Below are 11,261 nucleotides of genomic sequence, written 5' to 3'. Positions count from 1 at the left end.
CTTCTTAGGCGTGCAGCGGGTTGATCTTGTCGACGTTGATGCCGTACTTCTTGATCGCTTCGGCCACGGTCGTGGCGTTGATCTTGCCTTCATCGGCCAGACCGCGCAGTGCAGCCACCACGATGTAGTGACGGTTGACTTCGAAGTGTTCACGCAGCTTGGCGCGGAAGTCCGAACGTCCGAAACCGTCGGTACCCAGCACCTTGTAGGTACGGCCCTTGGGCATGTAGGGACGGATCTGCTCGGCGTAGGCCTTCATGTAGTCGGTCGACGCGATCACGGGGCCGGGGTGGGCAGCCAGTTGCTGGGACACGAACGGAACCTTGGCGGCTTCCAGAGGGTGCAGCATGTTGAAGCGATCCACTTCCTGACCTTCGCGGGTCAGTTCGTTGAACGACGGGCAGCTCCAGACATCGGCGGCAACGCCCCAGTCCTTTTCCAGCAGTTCCTGGGCGAAGAAGGATTCGCGCAGGATGGTGCCGGAGCCCAGCAGTTGAACGCGCAGGCCGCTCTCGGGCACCTTCTGGCCAGGCTTGACCATGTACATGCCCTTGAGGATCTGCTCTTCCGTGCCGGCTTCCAGGCCGGGCATGGGGTAGTTTTCGTTCAGCAGCGTGATGTAGTAGAAGATGTTTTCCTGGTTCTGCACCATGCGACGCAGACCGTCTTGCATGATCACGGCCACTTCGTGAGCGAAGGTGGGGTCGTAGGTCACGCAGTTGGGGATGGTGTTGGCCAGGATGTGGCTGTGACCGTCTTCGTGCTGCAGGCCTTCGCCGTTCAGCGTGGTACGGCCCGAGGTGCCGCCCAGCAGGAAGCCGCGCGCTTGCAGGTCGCCAGCCGCCCAGGCCAGGTCGCCGATGCGCTGGAAGCCGAACATCGAGTAGTACACATAGAACGGGATCATGACCCGGTTGCTATGGCTGTAGCTGGTGGCCGCAGCGATCCAGCTGGACATGCCGCCGGCTTCGTTGATACCTTCCTGCAGGATCTGGCCGGCCTTGTCCTCGCGGTAGTACATCACCTGATCCTTGTCGACCGGGGTGTATTGCTGACCGTGGGGGTTGTAGATGCCGACCTGACGGAACAGGCCTTCCATACCGAAGGTACGGGCTTCGTCCACCAGGATGGGCACCACGCGGGGGCCGATGTTCTTGTCGCGCAACAGCTGCGTCAGGAAACGCACATAAGCCTGGGTCGTGGAGATCTCACGGCCTTCGGGTGTGGGCTCCAGGATGGCCTTGAAGGTGTCCAGTGCAGGAGCGGTGAACTGCTCGTCAGCTTGCTGGCGACGATGTGGCAGGTAGCCGCCCAGAGCCTTGCGGCGCTCGTGCAGATACTTCATTTCCGGCGTATCGTCGGCCGGCTTGTAGAAGGGGATGTCCGCGATCTGGCTGTCGGGGATCGGGATGTTGAAGCGGTCGCGGAAGGCCTTGATGTCCTCGTCGCTCAGCTTCTTGGTCTGGTGAACGTTGTTCTTGCCTTCACCGATCTTGCCCATGCCGAAGCCCTTGACGGTCTTGACCAGCAGCACGGTAGGCTGACCCTTGTGGCCGTTGGCCGCGGCAAATGCTGCATAGACCTTCTGCGAATCGTGGCCACCGCGGCGCAGGTTCCAGATTTCGTCGTCGGACATGTGCTCGACCATCTTCAGGGCTCGAGGATCGCGACCGAAGAAATGCTGGCGAACATAGGCACCATCGTTGGCCTTGAAAGCCTGATAGTCGCCGTCGTTGCACTCCATCATGATCTTCTTGAGCACGCCGTCCTTGTCCTTGGCCAGCAGTTCGTCCCAGCCCTTGCCCCACAGCAGCTTGATAACGTTCCAGCCGGCACCGCGGAATTCGCCTTCCAGCTCCTGAATGATCTTGCCATTGCCGCGCACAGGACCGTCCAGGCGCTGCAGATTGCAGTTGATCACGAAGACCAGGTTGTCCAGGTTCTCGCGCGAAGCCAGACCGATGGCGCCCAGGGATTCCACCTCATCCATTTCACCGTCGCCGCAGAACACCCAGACCTTGCGGTTTTCGGTGTTGGCAATGCCGCGTGCGTGCAGATACTTCAGGAAACGTGCCTGGTAGATGGCCATCAGCGGGCCCAGGCCCATGGACACCGTGGGGAACTGCCAGAAGTCGGGCATCAGCTTGGGGTGGGGGTAGCTCGACAGACCCTTGCCGTCCACTTCCTGGCGGAAGTTCAGCAGCTGCTCTTCGGAGATGCGGCCTTCCAGGTAGGCGCGGGCATAGATGCCGGGCGAGACGTGACCCTGGATGTACAGGCAGTCGCCGCCGTGGTTTTCGTTCTCGGCATGCCAGAAATGGTTGAAGCCGGCCGCAAACATATTGGCCAGCGAAGCGAAGGAGCCGATGTGACCACCCAGATCACCACCTTCGGGGGGGTGAATACGGTTGGCCTTGACCACCATGGCCATGGCGTTCCAGCGCATATAGGCACGCAGACGACCTTCGATTTCGAGGTTGCCGGGGCACTTTTCTTCCTGATCGGTCTCGATGGTGTTCACATAGCCGGTATTGGCCGAGAAAGGCATGTCCACGCTGTTCTGGCGAGCGTGTTCAAGCAGATCCTCGATCAGCTTGTGAGCATAGTCCGCACCTTCGCGGTCGATCACCGCGGAGAGGGCATCCATCCACTCGCGCGATTCTTGTTGGTCCAGGCCGGCCGGAAAGCCAGCGCCTTTGGGATCAGTCTGAGCTGTCATTGTGAGTGTCTCCTTCGAGAGGGGGTAGCTTTATCACGAAGCAGTGAGTGCGGCATCACACGGGTGCAGCAAGCGCCACACCGCATAACGCGTGGCACAGCACCTTCGGGTGCTCCCCGGATTAAACCGATTCACTGTGTCGATCGCTGGCGAGTTTCGCACATTTTTTTTAAATTTCAAATTGTGCTTTGTGATTTCACTATATAAAAAAATGTTGCAAATGCACATACAGTGACGGCTCTATAGATTGTCTTTTACGCGACAGAAATAGTCACAGATTCCACTGGGTCTCTCACCTACACTGGAGGCATGCAAACAAGCAATCACGAACGAGAAAAAGAGGACGCAAAAAGCGCGCAATCCGTTGCATCCCCTGTGCGCTGGTGGCGTAGTTGGTGGCGCAGCCTGTCGCCGACCCGGCAGGACCGTTACGCCGCTCTCGCGCCGCTGGCATCCGTGCTGATGTTCATGGCTGCAATCATTGCGTCCTTCTGGTATTTGCGCACGGAAGAGGTGGACCGCGAGCAGGAAGCTCTGCGCCGCGATGTCGAATATGCCCAGCAACGCGTGCGCCTTCGACTGCTGGAGCGCCAGGAGCAGCTGATGCGCATGGCGCGCGACATCGGCACCCGCGAAATGCGCAAGGCCGACTTCGACGGCCGCACCGAAGCGCTGATCAGCCAATACCCCGAGCTGCAATCCATCACCTGGATCAACGACAAGCGTCAGGTTTTGTACAGCCAGTCCGCCCCGACAGTGGCCACGGATCAGCTGCGTGCTGTCGGCGAAGGCCTGCATCAGGGCGAGACCCTGCAAGCCTATGAGCAGGCCCGCGAAATGCTGCAGCCCATTTATGTGCAGGAAAGAGCCCAGCCCAACGAGCTGCCTCCGCTGCTGCAGCTGCATGTCCCCATCAGCTCCAACAGCCGCTACCAGGGCGAGCTGCTGGCCGAATTTTCGGTGGACAGTCTGCTGCGCTATGGCACGCCCACCGAAGTGATGGCGCGTTACGCCATCACCATGCGCGATGCCGACGACCATGTGCTGGCCGGCACGCCACTGGCGCCGCGCAAGACGCCTACCGAGCTGCTGCACTGGCGCGCCATTGCCAATGAATATGAAGTGCCGGTCTCTCCCGTAGGCACGGCGCTGATGATGCGCGCACAGGCCTATCAGACCTCGCTGGGCGTTGTCGGCAGCGGCCTGTTCTGGCTGGTGGGTACCTTGTCGGCCATGACGGCCTGGCTGCTGCTGGCCACCTGGCGCCACACGCGCCGGCGTCAGCGCGCCCAGGAGGCCCTGGTTGCCGAAACCAACTTCCGCCGGGCCATGGAAAATTCCGTGCTGACCGGCATGCGTGCACTGGATCTGCACGGCCGCATCACCTATGTGAACGCGGCCTTCTGCCAGATGACGGGCTGGAGCGAGAAAGACCTGGTCGGCCAGGTTCCACCCTATTCCTACTGGCCCGACAACGACTACGACAATCTGCACTCACAGCTGCGCGAGGAACTGTCGGGCAAGACCATCGTCGGCGGTTTCCAGGTCCGCGTGAAGCGCAAGAACGGCAGCCTGTTCGACGCACGCCTGTATGTGTCGCCGCTGATTGATGCGCATGGACAGCACACGGGCTGGATGTCGTCCATGACGGATATCACAGAGCCCAACCGGATTCGCGAACAGCTGTCTGCCTCGTACGAGCGCTTCACCATCGTGCTGGAAGCGCTGGATGCCTCTGTTTCCGTAGCACCTCTTGGCAGTGCCGAGCTGCTGTTTGCTAACAAGCTGTACCGCCAATGGTTTGGATCGCACACTGAAGGGCATCTGCAGCTGGTCGCCCAGGCAGGCAAGCTGCCCATTCGACGCCAGCCCGAGCCAGAGGACGAAGACGCCCTCATGGGCCTGCCCACGGACACGCTAACTGCCGCACACAGCGGGAATGCTGAAATCTTCGTGTCCAGCCTGAGCAAATGGCTGGAAGTCCGCTCGCGCTATCTGAGCTGGGTGGATGGCCGCCTGGCCCAGATGGTGATTGCCACCGACATCACCCAGCGCCGCCTGGCCGAGGAGCAGGCCGCGGCCCAGGCCGAAAAGGCTCAGACCGCCAGCCGCCTCATCACCATGGGCGAGATGGCGTCCAGCGTGGCGCATGAGCTCAACCAGCCTCTGACTGCCATCAGCAACTACAGCTCCGGCATGCTGACACGCCTGGAAAACGGCACGCTCACGCCGGACCAGATGAAGTTTGCGCTGGAAAAAACCGCTCATCAGGCCCAGCGTGCCGGGCAGATCATTCAGCGCATCCGCTCCTTCGTGAAAAAGAGCGAGCCCAATCGCATGCTGGCCCAGGTGAACGAGATGGTGAGCGAAGCGCTGGAGCTGGCCGGCATCGAGCTGCGCCGCCGCAATGTGCAGCTGACCTCGCATATCGCCGAGCGCATGCCGCCGGTAATGGCCGATGCCATCCTCATCGAGCAGGTTCTCATCAATTTGATGAAAAACAGTGCTGAGTCAATTGACATGTCCGACCGCCCGCTGGGTCAGCGCAATGTGGAATTGCGCGTTCGCCCCCAGGTCTTTGAAAGCCTGCCGGGTGTGGAGTTCACCGTGGAAGACACAGGCAAGGGCCTGCCGCCGGAAGTGTTGGAACACTTGTTCGAAGCCTTCTTCTCCACCAAGAGTGAGGGCATGGGCATAGGCCTGAACCTTTGCCGCTCGATTGTCGAATCACATCAGGGCCGAATGCATGCCGAGAACCTCTACAATGGAAGCGAGGTCACTGGTTGCCGGTTCTCGTTCTGGCTACCGTTGGCAACGGGTGTGGAGACGACAACACTCACCACGACAAGCGAACCCATAAAGAGGACGATTGCATGAGTTTGATTCCCAAAAAAGGCACTGTTTACGTAGTTGACGACGACGAAGCAGTCCGTGATTCGCTGCAATGGCTGCTGGAAGGCAAGGACTACCGTGTGCGTTGCTTTGACTCCGCCGAGACCTTCTTGTCGCGCTACGACCCACGTGAAGTGGCGTGCCTGATCGTCGACATCCGCATGGGCGGCATGACCGGCCTGGAGTTGCAGGACCGCCTGATTGAGCGCAAGTCGCCTCTGCCCATCGTCTTCATCACCGGCCACGGCGATGTGCCCATGGCCGTGAACACCATGAAGAAAGGCGCACTGGACTTCATCCAGAAGCCTTTCAACGAAGAAGAACTGCTGGGTCTGGTCGAGCGCATGCTGGATCACGCCCGCGAAGCCTTTACCGGCCACCAGCAAGCCGCCAGCCGCGATGCGCTGCTGGCCAAGCTCACGGGTCGCGAAGCCCAGGTGCTCGAGCGCATTGTCGCCGGCCGTCTGAACAAGCAGATTGCCGACGATCTGGGCATCTCCATCAAGACCGTGGAAGCCCACCGCGCCAACATCATGGAAAAGCTCAACGCCAACACCGTGGCCGATCTGCTCAAGATCGCACTGGGCCAGGGTCAGACCAGCGCTGCAGCCAAGGCGGCAGCTGCCGTCAATTAAGTGCTCCCCGCGAAATTGGAAACCATTCCAATCGCGAGATAATCCACGGAGCACTGGCCAGGCCTCGCGCTTTAGCCAACTCCTATTCTGATAGCTGCTAGTGCTTGTATATCAAGGGCTAGCAGCATTTTTATTGGTACTCCAGCAATGACAGCCCAACTCATCGACGGCAAAGCCCTCTCCGAACAACTGCGCAAGGAAGTCGCCACACGCGCGGCAGCGCTAAAGGTCAAGGGCATCACGCCCGGCCTGGCCGTGATTCTGGTGGGCGACAACCAGGCTTCCCAGGTTTATGTGCGCAACAAGGTCAAGGCCTGCGAAGACGTGGGCTTCCACTCGGTGCTGGAAAAGTACGATGCATCCATGACCGAAGCCGAACTGCTGGCACGTGTCGAAGCGCTGAACAACGACCCGAGCATTCACGGCATTCTGGTGCAGCTGCCACTGCCCAAGCACATCGACGACCACAAGGTCATCGAAACCATTTCCCCCGCCAAGGATGTGGATGGCTTCCATGTGGCCAGCGCCGGCGCGCTGATGGTCGGCGAGGTCGGCTTCAAGGCCTGCACCCCCTACGGCTGCATGAAGATGCTGGAATCCATCGGCATGAAGGATCTGCGCGGCAAGCACGCCGTGGTCATCGGCCGCTCCAACATCGTGGGCAAGCCCATGGCCATGATGCTGCTGGCAGCCAACGCCACGGTCACCGTCACCCATAGCGGCACCGCCGATCTGGGCGCCATGACTCGCCAGGCCGACATCATCGTCGCTGCCGTGGGCAAGGTCGACGTGCTGACCGCCGACATGGTCAAGCCCGGTGCCGTGGTCATCGATGTGGGCATGAACCGCAACGCCGAAGGCAAGCTCTGCGGCGATGTGGACTTCAACGGCGTCAAGGAAGTGGCGGGCTACATCACCCCTGTGCCCGGTGGTGTCGGCCCCATGACGATTACCATGCTGCTGGTCAACACCATGGAATCGGCAGAGCGCGCCGCAGGCTGATCCCTCGAAACCGCTTCGCCCTCCCCCTCTCTGGCGCCGAGCGCCCGAGAGGGCGGCGGCTTCGCTTGGTCGCGACGCCTGTTCGCGCCCCAGGCGCAAGCACGCTTCTGACCACAGGCTGACGCTATGAAGGCGATAGCAATAAATACCCTGAGAGCGCTTGATTTTCCCGACCTTGCCGGCACCTAATACAGCATGAGCAATCCACTTCTCGAATCCTCCTCCCTGCCCCTGTTTGACCGCATTCAGCCTGCGGATGTGGCGCCCGCCATCGACACTTTGCTGGCCCGTGCCAGCGAGGCGCTGGAGACCGTGGTTGCACCGGACTTCCCCGCGCAGTGGGAAGCCATCTCTGCCGTGCTGGACGTGGCGACCGAAAAGCTGGGCACTGCCTGGTCGGCCATCAATCATCTCAACAGCGTGGCCGACACGCCCGAGTTGCGCGCTGCCTATAACGAAGCCCTGCCAAAGGTCACCGAGTTCTGGACCAATCTGGGTGCCGACGAACGCCTGTACGCCAAGTACAAGGCCATAGCCCCGGCCAGCCTCAACAAGGAGCAGCGCGCCGCCTGGGAGCATGCCATGCGCGGCTTTGTGCTCTCGGGTGCCGAACTGCAGGGCATAGCCAAGGAACGCTTTGCACAGATCCAGGCGCGCTCGGCCGAGCTGGCACAGAAATTCAGCGAGAACGCGCTGGACGCCACCGATGCCTTTGCCTACTACGCCAGGATTGACGAGCTGGACGGCGTTCCGGCCGATGTGATCGCCGCGGCCAAGGCTGGCGCCGAAGCCGATGGCAAGGAAGGCTACAAGCTGACGCTGAAGATGCCCAGCTATCTGCCGGTGATGCAGTTCGCCAAGAGCGGCGCACTGCGCGAGAAGATCTATCAGGCTTATGTGACCCGGGCCTCCGACCAGGCCGAGGGCGACGGTAAGCGCTTTGACAACACCGCCGTGATGAAGGAAATTCTCGCCCTGCGCCTGGAAGAGTCCCAACTGCTGGGCTACAAGAACTTCGGCGAGGTCTCGGTCGTGCCCAAGATGGCCGATTCACCCCAGCAGGTCATAGATTTTCTGCGCGATCTGGCGCAACGCGCCCGCCCCTATGCCGAAAAGGATGTGGCCGATCTGCGCGCCTTTGCCAGGACCGACCTCGGCATTGCCGACCCCAAGCCCTGGGACTGGGCCTTCATCGGCGAAAAACTCAAGGAAGCCCGCTATTCCTTCAGCGAGCAGGAGCTCAAGCAGTATTTTCCGGCACCCAAGGTGCTGGCCGGTCTGTTCAAGATTGTCGAGACCCTTTTCGAAGTCTCCATCCGCCGCGATGAAGCCCCAGTATGGAACCCCTGCGTGGAGTTCTACCGCATCGAGCGCTCCAGCGCGCAAGGCCCTCAGCTGGTCGGCCAGTTCTATCTCGACCCGCAGGCACGCAAGGGAAAGCGTGGCGGCGCCTGGATGGACGATGTGCGCACGCGTTGGCTGCGCCCCGACACCCACCAGCTGCAAACGCCTGTGGCCCATCTGGTCTGTAATTTCGCGTCCGGCGTGGATGGCAAGCCCGCGCTGCTGACGCACGATGACGTGATCACCCTGTTCCACGAAACCGGCCATGGACTGCACCACATGCTCACACAGGTCAACGAACGCGATGTCTCGGGCATTGCCGGCGTGGAGTGGGATGCCGTCGAACTGCCGAGCCAGTTCATGGAAAACTTCTGCTGGGAATGGGATGTGCTCAAGCACATGACCTCCCATGTGGACACGGGCGAGGCCCTGCCCCGTGCACTGTACGACAAGATGATTGCGGCCAAGAACTTCCAGTCCGGCATGCAGACCCTGCGCCAGATCGAGTTCGCGCTGTTCGACATGTTGCTGCACACCGAGCACAACCCGGCAGATGACTTCATGGCGCTGCTGAACCAGGTTCGCGCCGAGGTGTCCGTGCTGCAATCGCCAGCCTACAACCGTATGGCCCACACCTTCAGCCATATCTTTGCCGGCGGCTATGCCGCTGGCTACTACAGCTACAAATGGGCCGAGGTCCTGAGCGCGGACGCTTATGCGGCTTTCGAAGAAACCGTGCTTGCCGACGGCTCGCCCAACCCAGAGACCGGCCGCAAGTACCGCGAGTCGATTCTGGAAGCCGGTGGCAGCCGCCCTGCCATGGAATCCTTCAAGGCCTTCCGTGGCCGCGAGCCACAGATTGACGCCCTGCTGCGCCACCAAGGCATGAGCCAGGCCGCCTGAGTCTTGTGCAGCCTCCTAAAAAAGCGCCCTTCCAGGGCGCTTTTTCATGCCCGCGACTGCGAGCGGAAGGCCTAGACTGACACTGGCTGACTTGCGCACCGGGAACCGATCAAGACAGACCGGAGCCTGGCTGCAGACAGGCCTTCATGCAGGCTATGCTCTGCCCATTGGCGTTCGCGCCCTCAGACCTCTTCATTGCACTTCATTGATCAAATTGAGATGCCACGATCTTTCATTGCCCGGCCTTCGGCCGAGAAACCGACGTCCCGCAACGCACTGCTGCTGACGACGCTTGTAGCCACCTTTGCCGCATTGGCGAGCGGAGTCAGCCCGGCTCAGAATCTCTACCGCAGCGTGGGTCCCGACGGGCGGGTCACCTATTCCGACCGGGCCATCAGCCCCAACGCCAAGCCCAGCGCCGAAGCCGTGAGCAGCGCCGATGGTGCGGCGTCTTCGGCCAGCGCACAACTGCCATACGAGCTGCGCCAGACTGCCAACCGCTATCCCGTCACGATCTACACGGGCAAGGACTGCGAGCCCTGCGACGAGGCCCGGTCTCATCTGCAAAACCGCGGCATCCCGTTCAGTGAACGCAGCATAGACACCAGCAGCGATGTGGCCGCGCTCAAAAAGCTCAGTGGGCAGGACAGCCTGCCCTTTGCCACCATCGGCAACCAGCACCTCAAGGGTTTTGGCGCCGACAGCTGGGACCAGTACCTGAGCGCTGCCGGCTACCCCAAGCAGCCCCAGCTGCCAAGGAACTACAAAGCCCCCGCAGCCAAGCCCTTGACCGTGCCGGCACCAGCCGCGACCGAAGCAGCCAAGCCTGCAGAGCGTCCTGCGGCACGCATCACGACACCCGCTGTCCCTGCCCCTGGTGCTCCCACGCCTGACAACCCCGCGGGTCTGCGCTTCTAGGACTCATAAATCCCAAATGAAATCATGCGCCAACGCCTATCCATCAAGTGTTAGCAGCTATCAATTTCATAAAAAAGCCACCTGTGCAAGCAGGTGGCTTGAAGGCAGCGGCCTGACGCTCAGTATTCCAGCGTCTGCACGCCTTGAGCGGTTCCCAGCAGGCACACCGCAGCCTTCTGGTGAGCAAAAACGCCGACGGTCACCACGCCTGGCCACTGGTTGACTTCGGACTCGAAGGCCAGCGGCTCGGTGATCTTCAGGCCGCGGACATCCAGAATATGCTGGCCATTGTCGGTCACCAGCGGCGCACCATCCTTCATGCGAATCTGCGCCGTCACGTCAGCGCCCATGGCTTCAAAGCGACGGGCGATCTGGGCAGCCGCCATGGGAATGACTTCCACGGGCAGCGGAAAATTGCCCAGCACTGGCACGCGCTTGGACTCATCGGCAATGCAGACAAAACGCTGAGCCAGCGCCGCCACGATCTTCTCGCGCGTCAGCGCCGCACCGCCGCCCTTGACCATATGGCCCTTGCCGTCGATCTCGTCGGCACCGTCGATGTAGACGGCCAGACTGGTGACTTCATTGGCATCGAACACCTTGATGCCCAGGGCCTTCAGGCGCTCGGTACTGGCCACGGAGCTGGAGACGGCGCCGGGAATCTGGTCCTTGATAGTGGCCAGTGCATCAATGAATTTGTTGACCGTGGAGCCTGTGCCCACGCCCACAATTTCACCGGCGACCACATATTTCAGGGCAGCTTGTCCGACCAAAGTTTTCAGTTCATCTTGAGAAAGAGGTGCAGCAGATGTCGTCATGAGGGAAAATCCAGGTAATCCAGCGATTAT

7 protein-coding genes are annotated in these 11,261 nt (G+C 61.0%); 5 read left to right on the top strand and 2 right to left on the bottom strand.

The genetic code is table 11. The features are described from left to right. Positions 1 to 4 precede the first annotated feature (4 nt). The gene (aceE, locus tag FSY59_RS16355) at positions 5 to 2,719 is read right to left on the bottom strand and encodes a pyruvate dehydrogenase (acetyl-transferring), homodimeric type (protein WP_003055351.1); all 2,715 of its coding nucleotides are present in this window, start codon (positions 2,717 to 2,719) and stop codon (positions 5 to 7) included. A gap of 309 nt (positions 2,720 to 3,028) precedes the next feature. Between aceE and FSY59_RS16350 the strand changes: the two genes are divergently transcribed. From FSY59_RS16350 to FSY59_RS16330, 5 genes are all read left to right on the top strand, one after another. Continuing rightward, a complete protein-coding gene (locus FSY59_RS16350) occupies positions 3,029 to 5,596 on the top strand; it encodes a PAS domain-containing sensor histidine kinase (RefSeq protein ID WP_148729336.1) in 2,568 nt (855 codons plus the stop codon). After that, a complete protein-coding gene (locus tag FSY59_RS16345; RefSeq protein ID WP_003055354.1) occupies positions 5,593 to 6,246 on the top strand; it encodes a response regulator transcription factor in 654 nt (217 codons plus the stop codon). The genes FSY59_RS16350 and FSY59_RS16345 overlap by 4 nt, the downstream gene beginning before the upstream one ends. A gap of 147 nt (positions 6,247 to 6,393) precedes the next feature. Next, entirely contained in the window at positions 6,394 to 7,248 is an 855-nt protein-coding gene (gene folD / locus FSY59_RS16340) for a bifunctional methylenetetrahydrofolate dehydrogenase/methenyltetrahydrofolate cyclohydrolase FolD (protein WP_003055356.1), read from the top strand. Positions 7,249 to 7,443: 195 nt separating this feature from the next. After that, the gene (locus FSY59_RS16335) at positions 7,444 to 9,495 is read left to right on the top strand and encodes a M3 family metallopeptidase (RefSeq protein ID WP_148729335.1); all 2,052 of its coding nucleotides are present in this window, start codon (positions 7,444 to 7,446) and stop codon (positions 9,493 to 9,495) included. 219 nt (positions 9,496 to 9,714) lie between these two features. Continuing rightward, positions 9,715 to 10,413, top strand: coding sequence for a glutaredoxin family protein (locus FSY59_RS16330; RefSeq protein ID WP_003055360.1), 699 nt, complete (start codon positions 9,715 to 9,717; stop codon positions 10,411 to 10,413). Between the two features lie 119 nt (positions 10,414 to 10,532). Here FSY59_RS16330 and rpiA read toward each other — a convergent pair whose 3' ends face one another. Beyond that, the gene (gene rpiA, locus FSY59_RS16325) at positions 10,533 to 11,231 is read right to left on the bottom strand and encodes a ribose-5-phosphate isomerase RpiA (RefSeq protein WP_148729334.1); all 699 of its coding nucleotides are present in this window, start codon (positions 11,229 to 11,231) and stop codon (positions 10,533 to 10,535) included. Positions 11,232 to 11,261: the final 30 nt, after the last annotated feature.

Source organism: Comamonas sp. Z3 (genome assembly GCF_008121565.1).
In the GTDB taxonomy this organism is placed as follows: domain Bacteria; phylum Pseudomonadota; class Gammaproteobacteria; order Burkholderiales; family Burkholderiaceae_C; genus Comamonas; species Comamonas brasiliensis.
Note: the sequence above shows the minus strand (reverse complement) of the source record. Positions and strands in the feature narration are given on the sequence as shown.